General features: G+C 51.0%; 27 protein-coding genes and 1 pseudogene. 9 read left to right on the top strand and 19 right to left on the bottom strand.

The genetic code is table 11. The annotated features are described in order from the left end of the window. The 9 genes from BZJ17_RS12870 to fkpA form a co-directional block, all read right to left on the bottom strand. Positions 1 to 462, bottom strand: a 462-nt coding sequence (locus BZJ17_RS12870) for a GTP-binding protein (protein WP_131826810.1), incomplete at its 3' end; no start/stop codon positions are given. 103 nt (positions 463 to 565) lie between these two features. Further along, complete coding sequence (gene fusA / locus BZJ17_RS12865) at positions 566 to 2,662, bottom strand: elongation factor G (protein ID WP_077640987.1); 2,097 nt, start codon at positions 2,660 to 2,662, stop codon at positions 566 to 568. Positions 2,663 to 2,737: 75 nt separating this feature from the next. Then, complete coding sequence (rpsG, locus tag BZJ17_RS12860) at positions 2,738 to 3,208, bottom strand: 30S ribosomal protein S7 (RefSeq protein WP_069589544.1); 471 nt, start codon at positions 3,206 to 3,208, stop codon at positions 2,738 to 2,740. A gap of 97 nt (positions 3,209 to 3,305) precedes the next feature. Next, positions 3,306 to 3,680 carry a 30S ribosomal protein S12 gene (gene rpsL / locus BZJ17_RS12855; RefSeq protein WP_069589545.1) on the bottom strand — a complete coding sequence of 125 codons (375 nt, stop codon included), beginning with the start codon at positions 3,678 to 3,680 and terminating at the stop codon, positions 3,306 to 3,308. A 179-nt stretch (positions 3,681 to 3,859) separates the two neighbouring features. After that, positions 3,860 to 4,150 carry a sulfurtransferase complex subunit TusB gene (gene tusB, locus BZJ17_RS12850; protein ID WP_077640986.1) on the bottom strand — a complete coding sequence of 97 codons (291 nt, stop codon included), beginning with the start codon at positions 4,148 to 4,150 and terminating at the stop codon, positions 3,860 to 3,862. A gap of 9 nt (positions 4,151 to 4,159) precedes the next feature. Next, on the bottom strand, positions 4,160 to 4,513 hold the full coding sequence (tusC, locus tag BZJ17_RS12845) for a sulfurtransferase complex subunit TusC (protein ID WP_077640985.1): 354 nt from the start codon (positions 4,511 to 4,513) through the stop codon (positions 4,160 to 4,162). 8 nt (positions 4,514 to 4,521) lie between these two features. Continuing rightward, a complete protein-coding gene (tusD, locus tag BZJ17_RS12840; RefSeq protein WP_077640984.1) occupies positions 4,522 to 4,914 on the bottom strand; it encodes a sulfurtransferase complex subunit TusD in 393 nt (130 codons plus the stop codon). Then, positions 4,911 to 5,633, bottom strand: coding sequence for a transcriptional regulator (locus BZJ17_RS12835; RefSeq protein WP_069589551.1), 723 nt, complete (start codon positions 5,631 to 5,633; stop codon positions 4,911 to 4,913). The genes tusD and BZJ17_RS12835 overlap by 4 nt, the downstream gene beginning before the upstream one ends. 125 nt (positions 5,634 to 5,758) lie before the next feature. Beyond that, positions 5,759 to 6,547: an FKBP-type peptidyl-prolyl cis-trans isomerase gene (gene fkpA / locus BZJ17_RS12830; protein ID WP_069589552.1), complete on the bottom strand. Its 789-nt coding sequence runs from the start codon at positions 6,545 to 6,547 to the stop codon at positions 5,759 to 5,761. A gap of 126 nt (positions 6,548 to 6,673) precedes the next feature. On the opposite strand from fkpA, the gene BZJ17_RS12825 reads away from it, so the two are divergent. Then, the gene (locus BZJ17_RS12825; protein ID WP_077640983.1) at positions 6,674 to 7,657 is read left to right on the top strand and encodes a hypothetical protein; all 984 of its coding nucleotides are present in this window, start codon (positions 6,674 to 6,676) and stop codon (positions 7,655 to 7,657) included. Between the two features lie 17 nt (positions 7,658 to 7,674). Further along, positions 7,675 to 7,896 carry a SlyX family protein gene (locus tag BZJ17_RS12820; protein WP_069589556.1) on the top strand — a complete coding sequence of 74 codons (222 nt, stop codon included), beginning with the start codon at positions 7,675 to 7,677 and terminating at the stop codon, positions 7,894 to 7,896. A 98-nt stretch (positions 7,897 to 7,994) separates the two neighbouring features. Here the strand turns inward: BZJ17_RS12820 and slyD are convergent. From slyD to kefG, 4 genes and pseudogenes are all read right to left on the bottom strand, one after another. Next, positions 7,995 to 8,480, bottom strand: a pseudogene (gene slyD, locus BZJ17_RS12815) (peptidylprolyl isomerase); the annotation flags it as partial. 50 nt (positions 8,481 to 8,530) lie between these two features. Then, positions 8,531 to 8,737: a YheV family putative zinc ribbon protein gene (locus tag BZJ17_RS12810; protein WP_069589557.1), complete on the bottom strand. Its 207-nt coding sequence runs from the start codon at positions 8,735 to 8,737 to the stop codon at positions 8,531 to 8,533. A gap of 6 nt (positions 8,738 to 8,743) precedes the next feature. Next, positions 8,744 to 10,543, bottom strand: coding sequence for a glutathione-regulated potassium-efflux system protein KefB (gene kefB / locus BZJ17_RS12805; protein ID WP_077640982.1), 1,800 nt, complete (start codon positions 10,541 to 10,543; stop codon positions 8,744 to 8,746). Continuing rightward, positions 10,533 to 11,117, bottom strand: a complete 585-nt coding sequence (kefG, locus tag BZJ17_RS12800) for a glutathione-regulated potassium-efflux system ancillary protein KefG (protein ID WP_069589559.1) — start codon at positions 11,115 to 11,117, stop codon at positions 10,533 to 10,535. The genes kefB and kefG overlap by 11 nt, the downstream gene beginning before the upstream one ends. Positions 11,118 to 11,293: 176 nt before the next feature. Here kefG and BZJ17_RS12795 point away from each other — a divergent pair, with 176 nt between their 5' ends. From BZJ17_RS12795 to BZJ17_RS12765, 7 genes are all read left to right on the top strand, one after another. Then, positions 11,294 to 13,222, top strand: a complete 1,929-nt coding sequence (locus BZJ17_RS12795; RefSeq protein ID WP_077640981.1) for an ABC transporter ATP-binding protein — start codon at positions 11,294 to 11,296, stop codon at positions 13,220 to 13,222. After that, on the top strand, positions 13,165 to 13,710 hold the full coding sequence (locus tag BZJ17_RS12790; protein WP_077640980.1) for a TIGR02444 family protein: 546 nt from the start codon (positions 13,165 to 13,167) through the stop codon (positions 13,708 to 13,710). Before BZJ17_RS12795 ends, BZJ17_RS12790 begins: the two co-directional genes overlap by 58 nt. A gap of 65 nt (positions 13,711 to 13,775) precedes the next feature. Continuing rightward, positions 13,776 to 14,315, top strand: coding sequence for a hypothetical protein (locus tag BZJ17_RS12785; protein ID WP_077640979.1), 540 nt, complete (start codon positions 13,776 to 13,778; stop codon positions 14,313 to 14,315). Between the two features lie 148 nt (positions 14,316 to 14,463). Continuing rightward, positions 14,464 to 14,682: a YheU family protein gene (locus BZJ17_RS12780; protein WP_069589565.1), complete on the top strand. Its 219-nt coding sequence runs from the start codon at positions 14,464 to 14,466 to the stop codon at positions 14,680 to 14,682. A gap of 59 nt (positions 14,683 to 14,741) precedes the next feature. Then, a complete protein-coding gene (locus BZJ17_RS12775) occupies positions 14,742 to 15,611 on the top strand; it encodes a phosphoribulokinase (protein WP_069589567.1) in 870 nt (289 codons plus the stop codon). Positions 15,612 to 15,862: 251 nt separating this feature from the next. After that, positions 15,863 to 16,495, top strand: coding sequence for a cAMP-activated global transcriptional regulator CRP (gene crp, locus BZJ17_RS12770; RefSeq protein WP_002535199.1), 633 nt, complete (start codon positions 15,863 to 15,865; stop codon positions 16,493 to 16,495). Between the two features lie 129 nt (positions 16,496 to 16,624). After that, the gene (locus BZJ17_RS12765) at positions 16,625 to 17,491 is read left to right on the top strand and encodes a hypothetical protein (protein ID WP_069589568.1); all 867 of its coding nucleotides are present in this window, start codon (positions 16,625 to 16,627) and stop codon (positions 17,489 to 17,491) included. 51 nt (positions 17,492 to 17,542) lie between these two features. Here BZJ17_RS12765 and BZJ17_RS12760 read toward each other — a convergent pair whose 3' ends face one another. The 6 genes from BZJ17_RS12760 to BZJ17_RS12735 form a co-directional block, all read right to left on the bottom strand. Continuing rightward, positions 17,543 to 18,337 carry a DUF1338 domain-containing protein gene (locus tag BZJ17_RS12760; protein WP_077640978.1) on the bottom strand — a complete coding sequence of 265 codons (795 nt, stop codon included), beginning with the start codon at positions 18,335 to 18,337 and terminating at the stop codon, positions 17,543 to 17,545. A gap of 10 nt (positions 18,338 to 18,347) precedes the next feature. Next, a complete protein-coding gene (gene astD / locus BZJ17_RS12755; RefSeq protein WP_077640977.1) occupies positions 18,348 to 19,826 on the bottom strand; it encodes a succinylglutamate-semialdehyde dehydrogenase in 1,479 nt (492 codons plus the stop codon). A 2-nt stretch (positions 19,827 to 19,828) separates the two neighbouring features. Further along, positions 19,829 to 20,851 (bottom strand): arginine N-succinyltransferase, encoded by a 1,023-nt coding sequence (astA, locus tag BZJ17_RS12750; RefSeq protein ID WP_069590937.1) that lies wholly within the window; start codon positions 20,849 to 20,851, stop codon positions 19,829 to 19,831. Between the two features lie 29 nt (positions 20,852 to 20,880). Then, positions 20,881 to 22,098 carry an aspartate aminotransferase family protein gene (locus tag BZJ17_RS12745; RefSeq protein ID WP_069590935.1) on the bottom strand — a complete coding sequence of 406 codons (1,218 nt, stop codon included), beginning with the start codon at positions 22,096 to 22,098 and terminating at the stop codon, positions 20,881 to 20,883. Between the two features lie 292 nt (positions 22,099 to 22,390). Continuing rightward, complete coding sequence (locus tag BZJ17_RS12740) at positions 22,391 to 22,966, bottom strand: aminodeoxychorismate/anthranilate synthase component II (protein WP_077640976.1); 576 nt, start codon at positions 22,964 to 22,966, stop codon at positions 22,391 to 22,393. A 97-nt stretch (positions 22,967 to 23,063) separates the two neighbouring features. Continuing rightward, positions 23,064 to 24,955: ExeM/NucH family extracellular endonuclease (locus BZJ17_RS12735; RefSeq protein WP_108743820.1), on the bottom strand; the 1,892-nt coding region annotated here is incomplete at its 5' end.

The following is a 24,955-nucleotide window of genomic DNA, read 5'->3' as shown; positions in this document are numbered from 1 at the left end:
TACTTCCATTTCAACGAGCTCAAGCAGCTCTTCATCATCAACCATGTCACATGTGTTCATGAAGACGATGATGTATGGGATGCCTACCTGACGGCCTAGCAGGATGTGCTCACGAGTCTGTGGCATTGGGCCATCAGTCGCTGCTACTACTAGGATACCACCGTCCATTTGCGCTGCACCGGTGATCATGTTTTTCACGTAGTCGGCGTGCCCTGGGCAGTCAACGTGCGCGTAGTGGCGAGTTGGCGTATCGTATTCTACGTGCGAAGTCGCGATGGTGATACCACGCTCACGCTCTTCTGGTGCGTTATCGATTGATGCGAAGTCACGCGCTGCACCACCGTGTACTTTTGCAAGTACAGTACAGATAGCAGCAGTCAGAGTAGTTTTACCGTGGTCAACGTGGCCGATAGTACCAACGTTAACGTGCGGTTTCGTACGTTCAAATTTTTCTTTAGACACGATCGTCTTCCTTCCTAGTTGTGAGCTAAAGGTATCAACACCTAACTAGCTCAGAAGTCAGTATTGGATGCCGACAACACGCCGGCATCGAGACTAATAAAAATTAGCTACGCTCTGCAATCAGGGCGTCGGCAATGTTCTTAGGCACTTCGCCATACTCGCTGAATTCCATTGAGTATGAAGCACGACCCTGAGTTGCACTACGCAGGTCAGTGGCGTAACCGAACATTTCAGACAGTGGTACCTGAGCACGTACGATCTTCAGACCCGCTGGGCCCTCGTCCATACCGCCAATCAGGCCACGGCGACGGTTCAAGTCACCAACAACGTCACCCATCCACTCTTCTGGCGTAGTTACTTCTACTTTCATCATTGGCTCAAGCATAACAGGTTGCGCTTGCAGTGCACCTTTCTTGAATGCCATTGATGCAGCGATCTTAAACGCCATTTCGTTGGAGTCAACATCGTGGTAAGAACCATCGAACAGGGTTGCTTTAACGTCAAGCACAGGGTAACCGGCAAGTACACCGTTTGCCATTTGCTCTTCAACGCCTTTCGCTACCGCGCCGATGTATTCACGTGGAACCACACCACCAACGATTTCGTCGACAAAGACAAAGCCTTCGTTTGGCTCAGATGGCTCAAGCTTCAGCCATACGTGACCAAACTGACCACGACCACCTGATTGCTTAACGAACTTGCCTTCAACTTCCGTGCTACCACGGATAGTTTCACGGTACGCTACCTGAGGCTTACCAACGTTACATTCAACGTTAAACTCACGACGCATACGGTCAACGATGATGTCTAGGTGAAGCTCACCCATACCAGAGATCAGGGTCTGGCCAGACTCTTCGTCAGACTCAACGCGGAAAGATGGATCTTCTGCTGCTAGTTTACCTAGTGCGATACCCATTTTCTCTTGGTCTGCTTTAGACTTAGGCTCAACCGCGATCTGAATAACTGGATCAGGGAATTCCATACGCTCTAGGATTACTTTTGAATCCATCGCACACAGAGTATCACCAGTAGTCACGTCTTTTAGACCGATTGCAGCTGCAATGTCACCGGCGCGAATTTCTTTGATTTCTTCACGCTTGTTCGAGTGCATCTGTACGATACGGCCTAGACGCTCACGCTTCTGCTTAACAGAGTTGTAAACAGTGTCGCCTGAGTTAACAACGCCCGAGTAAACACGCATAAAGGTCAGCGTACCTACGAATGGGTCAGTTGCAATTTTGAATGCCAACGCTGAGAACGGTTCTTTGTCGTCTGCGTGACGCTCAATTGGGTTACCAGCTTCGTCTTCACCTTTGATTGACTTAACGTCGATTGGTGAAGGCAAGTATTCGATAACCGCATCCAGTACTGCCTGAACACCTTTGTTCTTAAATGCAGAACCACAGGTTGCCAGTACGATTTCGTTATCTAGAGTACGCTGACGCAGCGCCTTCTTGATTTCTTCTTCAGACAACTCACCTTCTTCAAGGTACTTGTCCATCAGCTCTTCAGACGCTTCTGCAGCAGACTCAACCAAGAAATTGTGCCACTCTTCTGCTTGCTCTTGAAGCTCAGCTGGAATCTCTTCATAGGTATAAGTCATACCCATGTCTTCTTCATTCCAGTTGATCGCTTTCATTTTGATCAGGTCAATAACGCCCTTGAACTGGTCTTCTGCGCCAATGTTCAAGTGAATTGGCACAGGGGTCGCGCCAAGGCGGTTTTTGATTTGATCAACAACGCGTAGGAAGTCTGCGCCCGCACGGTCCATCTTGTTGACGAAAACCATGCGTGGAACTTCGTATTTGTCAGCCTGACGCCATACGGTTTCAGACTGAGGCTCAACACCAGAAGAACCACAGAAAACAACAACCGCACCATCAAGAACACGCAGTGAACGCTCTACTTCGATAGTGAAGTCAACGTGTCCTGGAGTATCGATGATGTTGACACGGTGCTGTTCAAATTGTTGATCAGAACCTGCCCAGAAAGTGGTAGTTGCTGCAGAGGTGATAGTAATGCCGCGCTCTTGCTCCTGCGACATCCAGTCCATGGTTGCTGCGCCGTCATGAACCTCACCGATTTTGTGTGACAGACCTGTGTAGAACAGGATCCGCTCGGTAGTCGTGGTTTTACCGGCGTCTACGTGAGCACAAATACCGATGTTACGGTAGCGCTCGATAGGGGTTTTACGAGCCACAATAGTATCCTCTTACTAAGGTTAACCTTAGAAAATGGGTTCGGCGCGCCACCGAAGTGACGCGCCATGAAGGCATTACCAGCGGTAATGTGCGAACGCTTTGTTCGCGTCTGCCATACGGTGAACGTCTTCACGTTTCTTAACAGCAGTACCTTTGTTTTCAGACGCATCAAGCATCTCGTTGGCCAGGCGCTGAGCCATAGATTTTTCACCACGCTTACGAGCAGCTTCAACCAACCAACGCATAGCCAGCGCGTTACGACGCACAGGACGTACTTCTACTGGTACTTGGTAAGTTGAACCACCTACACGGCGAGATTTAACCTCGACCGCTGGGCGTACGTTTTCAAGAGCTTGTTCGAATACAGCCAAGTGCTCTTTACCAGAACGCTCAGCCATGATGTCTAGTGCACCGTAAACGATTTTTTCAGCAGTTGACTTCTTACCGTCAACCATCAGGATGTTCACAAATTTTGCCAGCAATTCTGATCCGAACTTAGGATCTGGAAGAATTTTACGCTGACCAATTACGCGACGACGTGGCATGGATTATCTCCGTTGTCTTCTTCAGGTTTTATCCAAAACTTTTCAGTTTTTTCAAAATTCAATTGTTTGAGTGTTTGGCCTTACTTAACGGAATCCATTAAGACTTAGGACGCTTCACACCGTACTTAGAACGACCTTGTTTACGGCCGTTAACGCCTGCACAGTCAAGTGCGCCACGAACAGTGTGGTAACGCACACCCGGCAAGTCTTTTACACGACCGCCGCGGATAAGCACAACGCTGTGCTCTTGCAGGTTGTGGCCTTCACCACCGATGTATGAGGTTACTTCGTAACCGTTAGTCAAACGCACACGGCATACTTTACGCAGTGCTGAGTTTGGTTTTTTTGGCGTAGTGGTGTAAACACGAGTACAAACACCACGTTTTTGCGGACACGCTTCCAGCGCAGGCACGTTGCTTTTCGCAACTTGCTTCAGGCGTGGTTTGCGTACCAGCTGGTTAATAGTTGCCATTAAATAGCTCCTGATATTACTTAACGTATAAGTGTGAAAAATCTATCCCCAATAAAACGGGGACGCGAAATTTTAGGCGCCGACTTATAGGGTGTCAAGATTTATACAGAGATCTTTGCATCGTCTGTTTTTTCACCGATAGCAAGGAAGGCATTTTTATCCTTCGATAGCCTAGTCGATCACCATGTCATTTGCGTGACGTGATCCTCAGTGAGTTGAACCAAGCCTTGCATATCAATCTGTTTAACTTGCGGATGTAGATGCGCTTGCACCCCGCGGGCCATCACATCTTCTTCTAGCACATAAACCGAACGGTTATCTGTAAAGAGCGCCGCACCCAGTGGGCTATCGGCCAGTGCGCCGAGGACAGCATCATTGATCAAGACAATGACACTGTCAGGAGTGGCATACGCCAAACAGTGCGACAGCGCATGCGTTGCATAAGGGGACGATTTGATAATATGTAGCATCTGACTCTCTTAAAAATGCAGAATGCGATCGCAGCGAGCGAGCTTTGCCTGAATATGCTCACGTTCCAGCACTTCGCCCGTCAACACACGCGCCGCATCACCCATGCCTCTCGCCACCAGTGACGCTTGGCAAATATAGATATCTTCTACATCACACAGCGGTAGCATTTTAAAGCTGGCAATATAATCGCGACTCAGCACTGCGCTTGGGCGCTGCCCATCAATCAATTGCATCACCCCATCGCCAATGAAGAACACGCTAATCGTTTCGCAAAAAGCGGATGTCGCTAACAGCGCGTCTAACCCCTCACGTCCGCTCGCTGAACCATGCGGTGCGGTTGAAAAAACAAACCCGAGTTGCATACGTCCTCTTAAAATTGCAGTACACGATCAGCAGTCAACAAGGCTTCTGCCAAGGCTCCGAGACCGGCTTGTTGATACCCATCTGCTAGGTTCGCTTGTGACAAGCCATGCTGCGTCGCTTCTTGCTCGCTCACAATACCGCGGCGTAATGCGGCAGCCACACAGGTTTCGAGTTGTACCTGATGTTCATTGGCCAAAGTCTGCCATGCATTAACCAAGTCAAATTCGTCATTCGCAGGCACCGTTGTCGCAGCCCCGTTTAATACACCATCTTGGTAGAAAAACACTTTGCTGACACTGTGCCCATTGGCAATGGCCGCACACGCAAACTGATAGGCCGTACGCGCAAGTTGCGTCCCATAAGCCGGCTCTGAGACCACGAGTACGTAATTGAGGCTCATTTTTCCCCATCTCCCGTTTTACGTTGGCGCACGTAAAGATACACAGTGTGCTTCGATATGTTGAGTCTATCAGCGACACGATGAATAGCATCTTTGATATCAAAGATCCCTTTATCATAAAGCGCCATCACAATTTGGCGGTTTTTGGTGTTATTAGACACACTTTTATCCGCGTTGACTTCTTCAATGGTACGCTCAACGGTTTGGTCCACCAGCTCTTCTACATCACTGGCAAAGTTAACCGATGACGCGGCTTGCTTGGCTTGATCATCAGGCATAAACGCTTGCAGCACCTGAGAGAAAGGGGCATCCAAGTTTATATTGATACATAACAGCCCGATAATGCGGCTTTCACCATTGCGGATGGCAACCGTGATCGATTTCATTAAGGTGCCGCTTTTCGCGCGCGTAAAGTAGGCGCGAGAAAAATTACGCTCAGACCCTTCAATGTCCCGCAACATCCGTAAGGCCAAATCCGTGATGGGAGACCCCACTTGGCGACCGGTGTTTTCACCATTGGCAATTTTGATTGCTGACTTGTTCAAGTCTTCTAGCGAGTGCAGTACGATTTCACAATGCTCGCCAATCAGCGCAGCCAAGCCGTCTACGACCGCGGCATAAGAGTGTAAAATCACACTGTCTTGCGCAGTAAATGGATTCGGCTCAATGAGCTCGCTTTCTGTCATGATTTCTGCGCCAAAATGCTCTGTCGGTACCACGTACGCCTATCCTTATTCGACAGTGAATCTGTGTTTATCTCAGCCAAGTTTAACAGAATCCGGCCCTAAAAAAGCAAAAGCCCCGGCAAAGCCGAGGCATTTTGGCGCGAAAACAAGCGTCGGGTTTACCCTTCACTCGCCTTCTCTTTGTTGGCATCGTCTTTGATTTCCAGTAGCTCAACATCAAACACAAGCGTTGAGTTCGCAGGAATGGACGCCGTATCTTGGTCACCGTAAGCCAGCTCTGGCGGGATCACGAAGGTAAATTTAGATCCAACTGGCATCAGCTGCACCCCTTCGGTCCAACCTGGGATCACACGATTAAGCGGGAAGGTTGCTGGCTCGCCACGATCGTAAGAGCTATCAAATTGGGTACCATCTGTCAGGGTGCCTTTATAGTGCACCACCACAGTGTCTTCCGCCGCGGGTTTTTTACCGTCACCTAAGCTATCCACTTTGTATAACAAGCCAGATTCGGTTTCTTTCACGCCCTCTTGGCTCGCAAATTCAGTGCGATACTTTTCACCGTCAGCCAGCGCAGCTTCTGCTTTTTCTTTGGCTTGTTGCTGGGCCAGCTCAGTCACGCGTTGATCGAGTGACTGCAGTGCCGCTTGCGCTTGCTCGTCGGTCAGCTTGGATTCGCCATTAAAGACGTCCTGCACCCCTTGCAATACCAACTCTTTATCTAAATCCAAACCAATGTCGGCTTGTTGCTCTAGGTTGGCGTTGAGGTATTGCGCTAAAGACGCACCAATCGCGTAGGCTGCCTTGTCGTCATCATTAGCAAACGACGCTTCCGCTTGCGCCTGCTCAGCGGCTTGGTTCGTCTGCTCGACGTTGGCGTCGTCTTGTTGACAGCCGACGGCAAGGGCAACGGTTGCCGCGAGTAGCGACATCTTCATTACTGATTTCATTGGGTACTCCGTTGATGGTAAGGATAAATCCTCGTATGGTTGTCACTGACGCATCAACAATGCGAAAGCCTGATTCTATCAATATACTCGTGGTTATATGGCTGCACGTTTCGGAACTCAAGCATCATGCCCAAAATTCGCCACATTGTTTGCATTTTTCTCATCGCCATCATGCTAACTGGCTGTTGGCAGTCTGGCAAAGAAGCCCAGCGTTGGTCAATCCATCCTGAAGGCGCCACCAGCTTTAGCCTGAGTAGAGACGGGCGATTTGCGCTGCTCGCCTCCGAAGAAACCGACATTGTGCTGTGGGATCTGGTCACCAACCAAAAGCTGGCGGATCTTGGGCCCCAAGATCCCAATGCGAACCCTGTGGTGGTCAGCCATATCTCCGACAATAAACGCTATGCCATCACCGCGACCGCACAAAATTTTGCTGTCTGGGATCTTGCCTGGAGCCAAGCCGAGGGCTTGTGGTCGGTCTCTGAAGGCATTATCCGTGATGCGGCTATCAGCAACAACGGCCAAAAAGTGGTCCTCGCGATGTCGGACGGCAAAGCGCTATTCATCGACTTAGGCACAGGAAGACGCTTAGAGTTCCTTGCCCATCGCGATAAAGTCAATGCGGTCGCCATTTCCCCGAACGGCGCTTACGTCCTCTCAGGGGGCAATGACCATCATGCCTATTTTTGGGACACTAATTCCGGGCAAATTATCAACGACTTTCCTTATGACCAACGGGTGAAGCAAGTGGCGCTGCAACGGGAAGGAAAGTATGCCTTTGTCTCGGATGGCAGCAATCGAGCGATTATCTGGGCCTTACCCAGCGGTGAAAAAGTCAGTCAATTGGATATCTTTGCGCGCCAAGCGATTTATGCCAGTGCACGCTTTTCCGATGACGGCCGCCGACTCGCCACCGGTACTCCCTCACAGCGGGTCGAGCTTTGGGATGTTCAGACCGGTGAGAATCTAGGACGTTGGGAGGCATTGGCACAACCCAATACTCGCCCTCCCAGCGCGGTCGTGTATGATGTCGCCATCGACCCAACCGGCCGTGTGATATCCGGTACCTCGGCGGGCATCGCCCAGGCTTGGTTAACCGACACCCCTTAATGCAGTGAGAAACAAAAATGAGTGAGATTGGCAAATTACAGCAACAAATTGACGATCTAGAGTGCAAGGTCGCGTTTCAAGAAGACACAATAGAACAGCTCAATGACGCTCTCACCCAACAGCAAGGCGATATTGAACGTATGACAGTGCAAATTCAGTATTTGGTCGGCAAACTGAAGGACGTCGCGCCGGCCAACATCGCCAGCCAATCAGAAGAAACCCCACCGCCGCATTATTAATTGCCAAGCGCTGGTGTCGATACACGCCTAAAGACGGTGGATATGAAATAAAAAAAGGCGCCAAATCGGCGCCTTTTCTCGTTGCTAATCACTGATTAGTGATCGTGACCGCAGCCACCTTCTTGGTGAATATGGCCATGAGCAATTTCGTCTTCGGTTGCTGCACGTAGATCAACCACTTCCACAGAGAATGACAGAGTTTGGCCTGCCAGCATGTGGTTGGCATCAACAACAACTTCGTCACCGTCAACTTCGGTGACTTCAACCGGGATCTGACCTTGGTCAGTTTCCGCCATAAAGCGCATGCCGACTTCAACTTGGTCTACGCCTTGGAATACGTTCGCCGGTACGCGTTGTACCATGGCTTCTTGATACTCACCGTATGCATCGTCAGGACCTACGGTCACTTCAAACGCGTCGCCTTTCTCACGACCTTCCAGTGCCTTTTCCAGACCAACGATCAGGTTACGGTGACCGTGTAGGTACTGGAGGGGTTCTTGCGCTGTTGATTCATCAACTAACGCACCGTCTTCATTTTTTACTTGGTAGGCCAGGCTGACCACCACATCATTTGCAATTTTCATGCTCGCTCCGAGACCGGAAGGTTAATGGACTGCCGATGATAACGGATTCCCTACTCCGGTTTAAAGATCCCAATGACATTCTCTGCCGGCGGGGTTTCAGACTGTGACTGCTGTGCCGAATCCGGAAGCCGACTCTCATGGTAATCGCAGCTGACACATTCCACTTTGTCAATATTGTTTTCGCGCCAAACTCGCAAGGTGTCTTGACGCTGACATTTGGGGCACGCCGCCCCGGCAATAAAGCGCTTTTTCACAATTCCATCCTATTCATCTCGGTTCCAACTCTGGTGGCGCTCAATATCACCACGCATTTCCCGATCAAAGATCTCTTCCAATTCTTTACGCGCCTCTTTCACGCGTGAAGCGGCGGCCATATCTTCATTATGTTGGGGTAAGAGGTCTTGCAATACCCGCATATCTAGCTTGCGGAACAACACCTCGGCACGTTTTGCTTTATAAGGGTGCATTCCCAAAGACTCTAGCGTCTGTCGACCTAAATCAAGCGCGCCAAGAAATGTCTCCCGCGACAAGGTTTCAACGCCTAAGCCCATGAGCTGATAAGCCTCAACCCGACTTCGTGCTCGCGCTAATATCTTTAAGTTAGGGAAATGCTGCTGACAAAGATCAACAATTTCCATCACTTCATCCGGCGAGTCGGTGCAAATCACAATCGCCTCTGCGCTTTGCGCCCCTGCCGCCCGAAGTAAATCAAGCTGCGTCGCATCACCGTAATACACATCATACCCGAACTTGCGTAATAGCTTGATTTGGGTGGGATCACGTTCCAAGATGGTGACACCAATTTTGTTGGCAAACATCAACCGACCGACCACCTGACCAAACCGACCAAAGCCCGCGATGATGACGCGCGCGTCATGTTGATCAAATTGCGTCTGTGGCGGTAACTCCTCTGGTTCATTAAAAGTGCGTTCAAACCAGCGTTGCTGCAAGGTAAGCATCAAGGGGGTGGTCATCATCGACAGACTCACCACCACCAGCAAGAAGGCATTCAATTCTTGGCTAAGCAACCCTTCTGCGCGTGCCGCTGTAAAGATCACGAAAGCAAATTCACCGCCTTGGCTAAGCAACACCGCCATTTGACTGCGCGCTTTAGGTGCCACACCAAATAAACGCGCGAGCAGATAGATAAGTAACGCCTTACCGCACACCAGTGCAAGTACCGCACCGAGCAAAGTCAGCGGATATTCCAACAGTAGACCGAGATCCACCGCCATCCCGACCGCAATAAAAAACAGCCCTAGCAGCAACCCTTTAAAGGGGTCGATGGCGGTTTCGAGTTCGTGGCGATACTCACTCTCCGCAAGCAGCACACCTGCTAGGAACGCACCTAACGCCATCGAAAGACCCAACTGCTGCATCGCAAGCGCAATGCCAATCACCAAGGCCAGTGCTGCCACGTTAAACAGCTCGCTGACCCCGCTCATGATCACCAAGCGAAATAGAGGCCGAAGCAAGAAATGCCCACCGACCAACAGCGCGCCAATGCCTATAAACATCCATAGAACATCGAACCAACTTCCGGTATTACCTCCTGCCAATGCAGGCATCACCGCTAACATCGGGATGACCGCGATATCTTGAAACAACAGAATCGCAAACCCTGCTTGACCGGATTCACTGCGCATAAGGCGCTGGTCTTCTATAATTTTCATCGCAATGGCGGTGGAGGAAAGCGCCATGGCCATGCCCACAATAAAGCCCTGCCGTTCCGTCAGACCAAACATCACCCCGACGGCACCTATCACCAAGGTGGTCACCACCACTTGGCTGCCGCCCAGGCCCAGTATCGGCCGGCGCATCTGCAGCAGTTTTTTAGGATTTAGCTCCAAGCCAATCAGAAACAGCAGCAATACCACCCCGAATTCAGAAAAATGGAGAATAGACTCCACATCGCTGATAAGCCCGAGCCCCCATGGACCAATCACGATGCCGGCCATCAGATAGCCTAATACCGAGCCCATCCCTAACCGCTGCGCGAGTGGGACGGCAATCACCGCCGCTAACAGGAAAATAAAGGCCGCGGAAAGCAAGTTATGCTCCATGCTCACCTCCCGCATGGGCGAGCGGATCACGAATCCAATCGGCATACAGTTCCGCAAACGCATCCCGATCGGCATCACTCACACGACGAGCCCAGTGCAAGACCAGCGGCGGGAGCCACGTCATGCGGCACAGGGCGGCGGTCAACTCAAACGGTTGGAGAAGCTCTTGCATCGAATACTTGTTGTATCCGCTTTTGGTGAACGCCTCAGCCGCCCCTCCAGTAGTGACGACAAAACGGCAGGTTTTTCCTGCTAGCGCATCGCCTCCCTCGCCATGTGCAAAACCTTTGCCTAGCACCACATCAATCCATTCTTTCAACAACGCCGGACAGGAATACATTTGTAGCGGGTGTTGAAAAACAATCACATCAGCTTGTTGCACCCGTCGGCGCTCATCGTGCACATCAACCACAAAGTCGGGATAAGTTGCGTAAATATCGTGAACAGTCACATGCGGAAACGAAGAGATAGCGGCAAGCAGACGTCGGTTCGCCACCGACTGATCAGGGTCGGGATGGGCAAAGATCACCAACACCGACGCGGGGTCTTGATGTGCATCCTTGTCATTGGGCATAGGCATCCTTGTTATCACGGCAAGAGTCAGTTTTCATGCTTGTTTTTAACCTTAACACACAAAACACACAACACAGATCGCGCCAGTTAGGCCGACTGACGGGGAAATTTGGCAATCCCCGCACCAAGCTGGTATAACGACGACGCACCCAAACCACACTAGCGCACTGAATAATCATGATTAGCTTTTCTGACATCCAATTACTGCGCGGTGGCAAGCCACTGCTCGATCATACCTCTGCCACCATCCATCCCGGCGACAAAGTCGGATTGGTCGGCAAAAACGGATGTGGCAAATCCAGCTTGTTTGCACTGCTTCGCCACCAGCTGACGTTAGATGCGGGCAGCTATCATTATCCTAGCCAATGGCAAGTAGCTTGGGTGGCACAAGAAACGCCCGCACTGGAAAAAAGTGCGCTCGAGTATGTCATTGATGGCGATGCCGAATACCGTGAACTGCAGATGGCCTTAGCGGATGCGGAACAACGTGATGACGGTCATGCCGTGGCGACCTTACACGATAAACTGGATGCCATTGGTGGCTACAGTATTGAGGCGCGCGCCGCCAGTTTGCTCGACGGTTTGGGCTTTAGTCAGGCGCAAATGCAATGGTCACTCACGCAATTTTCGGGCGGCTGGCGGATGCGCTTAAACCTTGCCCAAGCACTGCTGTGTCGTTCCGACCTCTTGCTGCTTGATGAGCCAACCAACCACCTCGATTTAGATGCCGTGATGTGGCTGGAAAAGTGGCTGCAGCAATACCCCGGTACCTTGGTGCTGATTTCCCACGACCGGGACTTTTTGGATCCTGTCGTCAACCGTATTATTCATATTGAGCATCAACAGCTAAATGAATACACGGGCAATTATTCCGACTTCGAGCAGATGCGGGCGCAGAAGCTGGCGCAACAACAAGCGCAGTTTGAAAAGCAAAAAAAGCAGATTGCCCACATGCAATCTTACATCGACCGCTTTCGTTATAAAGCCTCAAAGGCGCGCCAAGCGCAAAGCCGGATTAAGGCACTGGAGCGGATGGAAAAGGTGTTGCCGGCGCAATACGATAATCCATTTAGTTTTACCTTTTTCACCCCAGATGCGCTCCCAAATCCTATCTTGATGATGGACAAAGTCGCTGCGGGGTACGACAAGACACCGATTGTGGAAAATATCCGCCTCAACCTGGTCCCTGGCGCGCGTATTGGTTTGTTAGGCCGCAATGGTGCGGGTAAGTCTACGCTGATCAAACTTCTTGCTGGCACCTTGCCAGCCATGGCCGGTGAGCTCAGTTACTCCCAAGGGGTAAAAATTGGCTATTTTGCGCAGCATCAACTCGACACGTTGCGCATTGACGAAACCCCACTGCAACATATGAATCGCCTTGCGCCCACCACAGCCGAGCAAACGCTACGTGACTTCTTAGGGCGCTTTGGCTTTCAGGGTGATAAAGCGCTTGAGACCATTGGCCCCTTTTCGGGAGGCGAGAAGGCACGCTTAGTATTAGCGTTATTGGTGTGGCAAAAGCCTAACCTGCTGCTGCTTGACGAACCGACTAACCACCTTGATTTAGATATGCGCCAAGCCTTGACGCTTGCCCTACAATCGTTTGAAGGGGCGATGGTGATCGTAAGCCATGATCGCTTTTTGCTGCGCGCGACCACCGACGATCTTTATCTTGTCGACAACGGCGCGGTGCAACCCTTTGACGGTGACTTACACGACTACCATCGCTGGCTTGGCGAGCAACAGCGTGCCGACCGTGCGGAAAGTAAAAAACAAAACGCCGATGACAAAGCCGCCCCCCAGCAACGTCAGGTCGATCGTAAGGCACAAAAGCGTCGCGAGGCAGAACTTCGCCAAAAAACCGCGCCACTTCGTAAAAAAATTGACAGCTTAGACACAAAAATCGAACAGCTCTCTGCCATTATTGCCGATGCAGAGACCAAACTGGCCGACCCAACAATTTATGGCGCAGACCAAAAAGCCCAACTCGCGGAACAATTACAACGCCAGGCTGATGCCAAATCAGCGCTGGAAGAGGTAGAGCAAGAATGGATGGAGCGACAGGAAGAACTGGAAGCCATGGAGGCGGCATTCAATCAAGCCTAATTCCCGGCCAAGCGAATGCAGCCGACCTGTGGCAGTTTTGTTTGCAACACTATGGCAAGCAAGACGTCAAACAGGCGTGTCTTAAATTGCAAGATCAGCATCAGGGCAACGTCAACCTTGCCTTGTTGCTGGCTTGGTTGGAAAGCCATGGCTATGGCCTTGCCCCAGAGAGCCTCAGCCAACTTAAACAATCGCTCAGCCGCTCTGAGCATTTGCTGATTGCCTACCGCAACCTACGTCGCGATATCAAACCGCGCGTTGGCGCGGGACAATATAAAAAAATGCTGAATTTCGAGCTCAGCCTCGAGAAGTTCCAACAACAAGACCTCATCCACGCTTTGAATCAACAAACATGGCTGACCGAGTCGCCCTCGCCGTTGGCGTATTATTGCCGTCAGCTCTCGCCCTCGGCCAAATCGCTCTATCCCGCCCTGCGCGCCAGTGTGATCAAAGACGATGAGCAAGGAGACGCTGATGACACCCTTTGAACCGATTCCCAGCGCCCGTAATCCTCATCTACAAACCATCATGCCACGGCTGATGCGGCGGCAACATGCTGGTACGCTATTTGGCAGAGTATGCGGACGATCCGATTGTCTCCAGTGGCTGCGCCGTGTCACCCCCCTTAGACCTTGCCGCCTGCTCGTTACGCATTCAGCAAGGGTTCTCACGTGTCTACCAAGCGTACCTACTCCGCTCGATGCGGCAAACCCTGTCAGATAAGCTTACGCGACACGCCCAAGTAGGTCGCTGGCAAGCTGGCGAGCAGCCCCGTATTTCGACCTTATTCGAGTTTGATCAAACCGTCACCGCACCACTGCATGGATTTGAGGACGCACATCATTACTACCAGCAATGCAGTGGCTTATCCGTGTTGCCTGCGATCCGCGCCCCTTTGACCATCATTCATGCCAAAGACGATCCCTTTATGACCGACGCGGTGATCCCAACCACGCCATTACCGGCCAATATACGCTATCAACTCACTGACCATGGCGGACATGTTGGGTTTGTCACTGGCCATTGGCGTGCACCGCGTTTATGGTTGGAAGAGGCAGTGCCCGCGTGGATAGCTGAGCAACTCGACACCTGATGCCCCTATTCGTCATGATAAATTGTGACTGAACTGACATAGATACACTGCACCTACACGCATAATTCGGTAAAATGGGAGCTAATTCACAACCTAAGTACGGAGATGGCGTCCGTGCCATCCCGATGTCAGCAAAAGGTGATGTAGTATGATGGTTCCATGGCAATCTGTGCCAGCCGAGACCTTGACCAATTTAATTGAACACTTTGTGTTGCGGGAAGGGACAGATTACGGTGAGCAGGAAGTCAGCTTTGCTGAGAAAGTTGAACAAGTGCGTGAACAATTAAAATCCGGCGACGCCGTGATTGTATACTCTGAGCTGCATGAGACAGTGGATATTCGTCGTCAGCGCGATCTCAGACCGTAACACCGCCTCCCCTTGTGGGCTGCGGTGTAAATTCAGACTGATCAATGACAGGGCTCGTCATGTCGGCTAAACACCCAATCATCGCTGTGACCGGTTCATCCGGCGCAGGCACAACCACCACCTCCGAAGCGTTTCGTAAGATGTTCAATATGATGAACATCAAAGCCTCTTGGTTAGAGGGCGATAGCTTTCACCGCTTCACGCGGCCAGAAATGGATGTTGAGATCCGTAAAGCCCGTGAACAAGGTCGTCATATTAGCTACTTTGGCCCCACGGCCAACGACTTCCCACGCCTTGAGCAATTTTTTAAAGAATATGGCGAACAAGGCACAGGTAAATACCGTCGTTATCTACACACCTTTGATGAAGCCGTGCCTTATAACCAAATGCCGGGCACCTTCACTCCCTGGCAAGATCTGCCTGAAAATACCGACGTATTATTTTATGAAGGCTTGCATGGCGGGGTGGTGGATGGTGACGTCAATGTCGCCCAGCATGTTGATTTACTGATCGGCATGGTGCCTATCGTTAACTTGGAGTGGATTCAAAAGTTTGTCCGCGATACGCGCGACCGCGGCCATTCCCGCGAGGCCGTCACGGACTCGATCGTGCGCTCCATGGATGATTATTTGCACTACATTACGCCGCAGTTTTCTCGCACGCATATTAACTTCCAACGAGTCCCGACCGTAGACACTTCCAACCCGCTGAATGCAAAAGGGATCCCGTCACTCGACGAAAGCTTTGTCGTGATCCGCTTTCGTGGTATGAAGAACGTCGATTTTCCTTACTTACTGCAAATGATCAGTGGCGCGTTTATGTCTCGGCACAACACGCTGGTCGTGCCCGGCGGTAAAATGGGATTTGCAATGGAGCTGATTATTCGCCCCTTGATCCAACAGTTGATTGAGAAAGGCAAGATAGGTTAACCGCCGTAGCGCACTTAACGTGTATTACTTCTCAGGTCGTGATCTTAGCCACATTTTTGCCGAATTTTTAGGCGGTTGGCTTAGATCAAAATCAAGAAATCCAGATAGAAAAAAGATACACTCTTGTTAACATACAGTGAGCTTGTAGCCTGCGCCAAGACCTCGTATTCTGTGCATTGGACTGATGGGTTTCCATTCAGACAAAGACAGGACGTCGTTGCCGGGCAACACATGCAGAGGAAATAAGTTATATGGTTCCAGGAAAACCTCAAACAGACCCTACACTCGAGTGGTTCCTTTCACATTGTCATATTCACAAGTACCCGTCCAAAAGTACTCTGATCCATGCAGGGGAAAAGGCGGAGACCTTGTACTACATCGTGAAAGGTTCTGTGGCCGTACTAATCAAAGATGAAGAAGGCAAGGAGATGATCCTGTCTTACCTTAACCAAGGTGACTTCATCGGCGAACTTGGTCTGTTCGAAGAGGACCAAGAGCGCACCGCATGGGTACGTGCGAAATCACCTTGCGAAGTGGCAGAAATTTCATTCAAGAAATTCCGCCAGCTGATCCAAGTTAACCCAGACATTTTGATGCGTCTATCCTCTCAGATGGCGCGTCGCCTGCAAGTGACCAGCCAGAAAGTGGGAGACCTTGCCTTCCTGGACGTGACCGGCCGCATTGCGCAAACCCTACTGAACTTGGCGAAGCAACCTGACGCCATGACTCACCCTGATGGCATGCAAATCAAGATCACACGTCAAGAGATTGGTCAGATTGTTGGCTGTTCGCGTGAGACGGTTGGGCGTATCCTTAAAATGCTGGAAGAGCAGAACCTTATCTCAGCTCACGGTAAAACCATTGTGGTTTACGGCACACGCTAATCCTCGCGTGTTGCGACAAAACCGGCGCTTTTGCGTCGGTTTTTTTATTTTTATTGACTGGAAACTCATTACCTAAGTTCTACACTTCAAAAACGACCAATCTAACAACTGATTAACAGGATGTCGTTTATGAGAAGCTTACGTCAAACCCTTGCTGCATTGCTACTCGCGGCGGTTTCTTCAACTGCTGCGGCGAATATCACCATTGTCCATCCAGAACCACGGGCTGGCTCTGCCCTCGATTTATACGCTATCGACTTGATTGAGTTTTTAGCGGAAAAATCGGGTGAGTCTGTCACTTTACAGGCCTTTCAAGGCCAAATTGGCTCTCAGTCTCGTAAAGTGGAAATGCTGAAACAAGGACGACTGACGGTAGATTGGCTCGGGGCCGACCGTACCCTTGAGTCAGAGTTACTTCCCATCCGTTATCCAGTCTTTCGGGGTCTATTAGGCCATCGCTTGTTCATTACCAATCAAGCCACCGAACCCAAGCTTGCACAAATCAGTGACCAAGCAGGGCTCAATAATCTGACCATGATCCAAGGGCAAGGCTGGGCGGATGTGAAGGTCTTGCAGTCGGCGGGATTTCGGGTTCGAGAAATCTCAAGCTTTGAGAATATCTTTAAAGGCGTCGATACCGGACGGGCCGACCTCTTCCCGCGTGCGCTTATCGAACCTTTTAGCGAGCTGGCAGAGCGACCTCAATATACAAATCTGTTGGTTGATCCGCACTTAATGCTGATCTACCGCTTCCCAATGTTCTTGTTTGTATCGCCCCAAAACCCAGAGGTAGCGACCATGCTCAACGATGCGTTTGCGGCCGCCTATCAAGACGGATCCTTCATCGAATTTTTTGAGAATGCCCCTCTGGTAAAAGAGACCTTTGAGAAAGCCAATATTGGTGAGCGCACGTTTATTCGGGTCGACAACCCACATCTGAGTAATGAGACTCAGGCAATTGACGATAAATTCTGGCTCGATATTGAAAGTCGCTAAACACCGCCAACCAAAAAAGGAGAGCATCGCTCTCCTTTTCTTCTCTCGCCACTATTGATGCGTACTTTCAAAGATTTTATCAGCCGAGGCGGCGACAAAACCTTGATAAAGTTCACCGTCCGGAAGCGGATACCGTTTCGCAAACTCGTAGAAACCACCCGGAATATCATGGCGTGCATCGCTAAACTGCACCGGCACGCGATCAGCCATCGTCGAGGATTGCTCCAAAAAGACTGATGCATCCCCTTTGACCTCCCCGCCAGATTCATTAATGGTAAACCCATTTTGGCGCAAGGTATCGTTGACCGCTTGACAGTTATCATGGTTATTCAGCTGATTCACACTGACAGTAAAGTGGTTCGCCCCATAGCCATGCGCTGCCACCCAAGCTGCATATTCACTTTCATCCGCTAACGTCTTGTAGGTTTGCCAATCCAACTCCCACAAACGTCCTTGATGAAGAAAATCGCTCCCTTTCAGCGCATCATCATCCACGTTCGCCACTAAGTCGCGCACGATAGATTGCAATGTTGTCGAGCATTGGCCCACCATCAATTCACTAATAAACACTTTCGGCATCAAGGGATCGGGATGCTCGTAGTGACGTGCGTTGAGCTTCTTCGCTTCAAAGGTGTACTCACCTTTCGGCTCATAGCCCAACGCAATAAAAGGACGGGCAAGCTTGTCCAGCCCTACATTAGGCAGTGCAAAGGTGCGCAGTGCAATGTGATCATTGATCAGGGGTTGGCCTTCTTCGAGCAACCCATGCACTTTCTGCGCAGAAGGGCAAAGACGCTGGGTGTAGTCTTGCCACAATCTGTCAAATAACGCTTGGCAACTATCCATGTTGTTCTCCTTAATCAAGAGGCGTGATCCCCGGCGCAAAGCTCTCGGGCAAGGTGACCTGCTCGCCTTCCATCGATGCCATGGGGTAGGCACAATAATCGGCGGCATAATAAGCACTTGGACGCAGGTTACCCGACGCGCCCGGACCACCAAATGGTGCATCCCCACTGGCACCGGTCAATTGACGGTTACGGTTTACAATACCGGCGCGAATATGGTCAAGGAAGTATTGCCATTCACCATCGTCGTCACTGATAAGGCCTGCCGACAAGCCATAGCGGGTATCATTCGCTTTCGTCAATGCATCAGCCATATCGGTGTAACGCTGCACCTGCAATAAAGGACCGAAGTATTCTTCATCGGGTAACTCGGCGATCCCGCTAACATCAATGATCCCCGGCGAGATCACGGCATCATGGCGATGTTCACACGCCACGACTGGCTTGCCACCGAGATCGATCAGTTTTTGCTGAGTGGCTAAGATCCCTTCGGCTGCCGCCACAGAGATCTGTGCGCCCATAAAGGGCGCCGGATCATCGAACTGGCCGCCTACACGGATCGTTTTAGTCCACGCCGCTAAGCGCGCCAAGATCTTGTCACCCACCTCCCCTTCAGGAAGAAGCAGACGACGTGCACAGGTACAACGCTGACCGGCACTGAGGTAAGCCGATTGAATAATGGTATAAACCGTGGCATCCACACCACTGTGTTTATCACTGATAACCAGTGGGTTATTGCCCCCCATTTCCAATGCCAGCATTTTGTCCGGTTGGCCGGCAAACTGGCGATGGAGGATGTGTCCGGTGTTGGCGCTCCCGGTAAATAGAAGGCCATCAATACCTCGAGCTTGTGCTAGCGCTTCGCCGGTATCACGGCCCCCTTGCACCAAGTTAATCAGCCCAGCAGGTAGACCGGCTTCTAACCAGTAGCCAAGAGTTTGTTCAGCCACTTTAGGCGTCAGTTCGGACGGCTTGAAAACCACACTGTTTCCGGCCAATAGTGCCGGGACAATATGGCCATTAGGCAAGTGACCGGGGAAATTATACGGCCCAAACACTGCCATCACACCAAGGGGACGATGCCGCAGTACAGCTTGCGTGCCATTGACGTCTTTTTCCCGCGATCCTGTACGTTCATGGTAAGCGCGCAGCGAAATGGCAATTTTACCCACCATGGCGCCCACTTCGGTTTTGGTTTCCCAAAACGGCTTGCCAGTTTCTTCAGCGATGGTACGCGCCAGATCGTCGGTATTGGCTTTCACAATTTCAGCGAAGCGTTCTACCAAGGCTTGGCGCTCGGCAAAATCGGTATTCCGCCAAGTAAGAAAGGCTTGTCGTGCCGCGCTTACCGCTTGTTCAACCTGCGGTTTCGTGGCTTCATTGCCTTGCCAAATACAACGACTATCAAAAGGGTTTAGCGAAGTCATGACGTCGCCTTCACCCGGCGTCCATTCACCATTGATCAAATGGCCTGCGGTTTGATGTGTCATCCTTACTCCTCCATCGCGATCAAACGGAGTCGATCGCCGTCTTTAACTTGCAGCGCTTCGGCAACCTCTGGCGCAATCACAACGTGATTGGTTTCCGGATCAAGTGCCGCTTTCGCCGCAGTTGCACGGAAGCCCGCAAAATCGGTATTCGAAATTAAGTAGTGCTGAGCACTGCTATGCTCACGCACGCTAGCAGTCGCATTAAATGAATGGCGGACCGATTCGATATTGTGGCGCAAACACTCGACCGTTGGACCGGCATCAAAGATGTCGACATATCCTCGACACGAAAAGCCTTCTTTCTCCAACAGACGCAGTGCCGGTCGTGTTTTCGGGTGCACCTGTCCAATCACGGCACGCGCTTCTTCACTCAACAGACTGACGTAAATCGGCAACTTAGGCATTAAGTCGGCAATAAACCCTTTCGCACCAATACCGGTTAGGTAATCGGCCAAAGTAAAGTCAATCGAAAAGAAGTTGTCCTTAAGCCACTGCCAGAACGGCGAATTGCCATCATCATCAGACACGCCACGCATTTCGGCAAACACCACATCCGCAAAGCGCTCAGGAAACTCGGCGAGCATCAAGAAGCGACACTTGGAAAGCAGTTTACCGTTGAGGCCACCCCGAAACTCAGGACGCAAAAACAGGGTGCAAATTTCCGTTGCTCCGGTGTAGTTATTACCAAACGTCAGCACTTCAACAATGTTATGGACATTGAGCTTGCGCGATGAATGCACCACTTTGGTTAAGTGATAACTATAAAAGGGATTATCGAGGCCGATTGCCGCCTCGATCCCTGTGGTGCCTGCAACCTCGCCCGTTTCGGTATCTTCGGCCACCATCAGGTAGCCTTCCATGCCCGGGCTAGTGACATGCTTGGCAAAGCTCTCTAGCGAATTGTTGATACGTCCTTGTAGCAAATCGGCATCAACCGGCAATGAGGTAAATCCATGACCGGACTCTTCCGCACACAACATCAGTGCATCAAAATCTGACGCACGGATAGGCCGAATAACTAACATCTCAAATCCCTCCGAGTGTAAAGGCCGCCTTATGCAGCAACGACCTTCGCAATAGCACGATCAAGGCGCGCCATACCTTCTTCAATATCCGCTTTGGTAATCACCAATGATGGGGTGAAACGCACCACATTCGGGCCCGCGACCAGCACCAGCAAGCCTTCCTCACCTGCCGCCACTAAGATGTCACGCGCACGCCCTTCCCACGCTTTGTTGAGTGCTGCGCCAAGCAACAAACCTTTACCGCGCACTTCACTGAAGATGCCGTATTTATCGTTGATCGCTTCTAGGCCATCGCGGAACCACTGTTCGCGCTCAATAACACCGTCAAGGACCTCGGGTTTGGTCACTTCTTCCACCACCGCTTCTGCGACCGCACATGCTAAGGGGTTACCGCCATAGGTTGAGCCATGCGTCCCCGGTTTCATGTGTGCCGCCAGGGCTTCGGTGGTCAACATGGCACCGATCGGGATCCCCCCACCCAGTGATTTAGCGGTGGCTAAGATATCGGGAGCGACGCCCGATTGTTGATACGCATAGAAGGTGCCCGTACGGCCGTTACCGGTTTGCACTTCATCGAAGATCAGCAAGGCATTGTGTTTGTCACACAGTTCACGTACACCTTCCAAGAAACCCGGCTCTGGAGGAATAATGCCGCCTTCACCTTGCAGTGGCTCCATCATCACCGCACAAGTGCGATCAGAGATATGATCAGCCAGCGCGGCTAAGTCATTGTATGGCAGGTGGGTAATATCTCCCGGCTTAGGACCAAAGCCGTCAGAATAAGCCGGTTGACCGCCCACGGTGACCGTGAAGAAGGTGCGACCATGGAAACCTTTGCTAAACGCAATGATTTCGCTTTTGTGCTCTCCGTGTTCTTCTTTTGCCCAGCGGCGTGCCAACTTTAGTGCTGCTTCGTTCGCTTCCGCGCCAGAGTTTGCGTAGAAAACACGATCCGCAAATGACAACTCAGTGAGGCGCTTTGCGAGACGCAATGCAGGTGCATTCGTCATGACGTTGCTTAAGTGCCAAAGCTTTTGAGCTTGCTCAGTCAACGCATCCACCATGACGGGATGACAATGGCCCAAACAGCTCACCGCAATCCCACCCGCAAAGTCAACGTACTCTTGCCCTTCTTGGTCCCAAATGCGGGAGCCTTTGCCGTGATCTGGGATCATGGGCATCGGGTTGTAGCAAGGTACCATCACTTCATCAAAGAGTTTACGTTCTACTTTTTTGTCCATCGTCATCACTCAATCCTTCTGTGTTTTTTCCATGACGCATAGTATTTACATTCTTTTAACCGCGGCAATAGCAGATTATTTTTTGTTTTCAGCAGAATAACAAATACCATGCAGATTAGAGATATAGTTATGCACAAAGTGTGAGGCGAAAGAAGCGCCTAATCAGCAAGGCTGAGATGCCTGTAAGGCATGAGTGGTGCGGGATGACGGTGATGGCTGCATAAGGTTGCAGCCACTGATAATCACGTCAGAAAAAACGAAATGTGAAAATAGTGATAAAGATCGCTATTTTTTGTAACTATTGCTGTAAGAAATTCGCCAGTAAGTCATGGCCGTGTTCAGTCAAAATGCTCTCCGGATGGAATTGTACTCCCTCAATTGGCAGGGTTCGGTGCTTCAATCCCATAATGATTTGGCGACCATCGGGCTCAGTGGTGGTCGCTGTCACGGTCAAACAATCAGGCAGGGTTTGCGGGTCAACCACCAACGAGTGATACCGTGTGACGGTAAACGGACTGGGTAAACGGTTAAATACCCCTTGATGATCATGTTCGACCAAAGACGTCTTACCGTGCATCACCGCATTGGCGCGGATCACCGACGCACCAAAGACCTGTGCAATGGACTGATGGCCAAGACATACGCCTAAAATCGGTATCTGTCCGGCAAAATGGCGAATGACCTCGAGAGAAATCCCCGCCTCATTCGGCGTACAAGGACCAGGAGAGATCACTAAATGGGAGGGCTCCATCGCCTCAATGTCTGCGATAGCCAACTCGTCATTGCGTTTAACACACACGTCCACGCCCAGCTGGCAAAAGTACTGATAGAGGTTGTAGGTAAAGGAGTCGTAATTATCGATGATAAGAAGCACTGTGCTGCGCCATCCGATTGAAAACCGGAATGATGCTAACACAGTGCCTGACAAGCGTCATCCGCGGGCGGTGTTGCCACTGCCCGTAGTAATTAAATTAACGTAGTTGGCAACGGAAGCCGGTGTAACGGACCGACATAGGCTGACTCGCCGGCGCACTGCCACAATGGACGGGGATCAAACCCAGCGCTTTCACAGTGACCTCGATACGATCATCTTTATCAAGTTTCAGCCCTTGTACCAATGGGCTTTGCGTATCAAAGGTGCGTTGTGAGCGCCATTTCATCCAAGCGTGATCAGGACTTTTTTGTCCATTCAGCATCGGAATAATCGGCAAAATACTGCGGTTATTGATGGTAACCGATACAGGCACAACCGGATCCGGATACGCCAAAGACACAATCACAGGGTCGTGATCTGACGAAGAGAACGGATTGGTCGATTTCACCAAATCCCCAGTGTACTGACGACTGTATTCAAACAAGGTACTTTCAACCGAGTTAATGTGCCAGTCTTCCACACCGACGACTTTTTCCGCCAAGCTAGCGCTGGCGATGGCATGGTCGAGACTCCCCAATTCACCCGAGTACGAGTAGGAATAGGCTTTATCACCCAATCGCGCCGTGGCGAGGTTGATATAGCCCAGGCCTTTCTCTACCGCTTGTGCGGTCGGATGCATAGGTACGCCGCGAATTTCCGTTCCTGCGGCTGTCATGATATCGCGCTGGTTAGGCTGACGTTGGTAGTCGGTTAATATACGGACCGGATCTTCTTTCGCGTACGCATTGAGATCGCCAAGGATCAATACGTCTCCATCCAGCTGCTGCAGACGATCGCGTAATGTCACTGCCGCGGAGACACGGAAAGCATTACAATGTCCTTGTAAATCTGCTGTATCCGTCTCGAATTCACCCGCGATCCAATCTTCATAACAGCCTGATCCTTTCGACTTAAAGTGGTTAACCACAATATGTAACGGCTCGCCATTAATGCTAAACGCTTGCAGCAAGCTGTCGCGTTGATACTTGTTAAGCTCACGCGTTTCGCCCTCAGGGTTTTCACCACTTATGTGCTGCTCGGGCATAGCAACCGCTTGTGCGTCACCGGCTAACGAGACTTTTGCAGGGCGGTAAATCATACCGACCATGATCGCATCAGAGCCAAAAAACGCGCCCTGATTTTTCACCGCATCGCTAGGTTCAACAAACTGATAATGGTCTGCAGGATCCGCAAACTCTGCGTTGAGGTGGGTCACCAAATCGGCAATGGCGCTTCCAGCTTCAAACCCATTGTTTTCAAGCTCCATCAAGCCAACGATATCAGCATCCATCGCGCGGAGGGCATTGACAATCTTGGTACGTTGGAGCTCAAACTCAGCGGCGGTTTTAGCACCTCGGTTGCAACCACGCTTGGCGTCCGCATGGTCGCGATCTTTACAGGTGACATTTACGGGACCACCAATGGCGCTGGCACTGGTAAAATAGTTGAGTACGTTAAAGCTGGCCACTTTAATGTCGGTATTCGGTACCGTCGCGGGTGCATCTTGACGATCGTGACGGTGCACAATGTCACCGGCGGTAATGGTGTTGGTCGCCACTAAACGGTACTGATCGTAGCTAAAGCCCATCACGCCAGACAAATGCTCAATACGATCGCCAATACGCAAATAGCCTTGCTCAGCGTCGAGTCCCGGAAAATAGGGAATTTGTCCGTCTTTGGCTTTTTGATCACTTTCGATATAAAGCTGATTCGCCGCATTGTTCGCCGCAAGCGCTTTCGCTTCGTCGGTTAACGCTGGATAAAGTTGCGTGGGTTTAAATAAAGGGGTGCGGTGCGTTAACACCATATTGTTGCGAAACGCGTCGTAGTCAAAGCCAAAATTACGGGTGATCACCCGTTCACTGTCCGCGTCCATGGTCACATACATGCCTTCGTAACGCTCAAGTTCATCCTTTACCGACTCACCGTGATCCACACGAATGGCAGTCG

Source organism: Salinivibrio sp. IB574, assembly GCF_001996205.1.
GTDB lineage: Bacteria > Pseudomonadota > Gammaproteobacteria > Enterobacterales > Vibrionaceae > Salinivibrio > Salinivibrio proteolyticus.
Note: the sequence above shows the minus strand (reverse complement) of the source record. Positions and strands in the feature narration are given on the sequence as shown.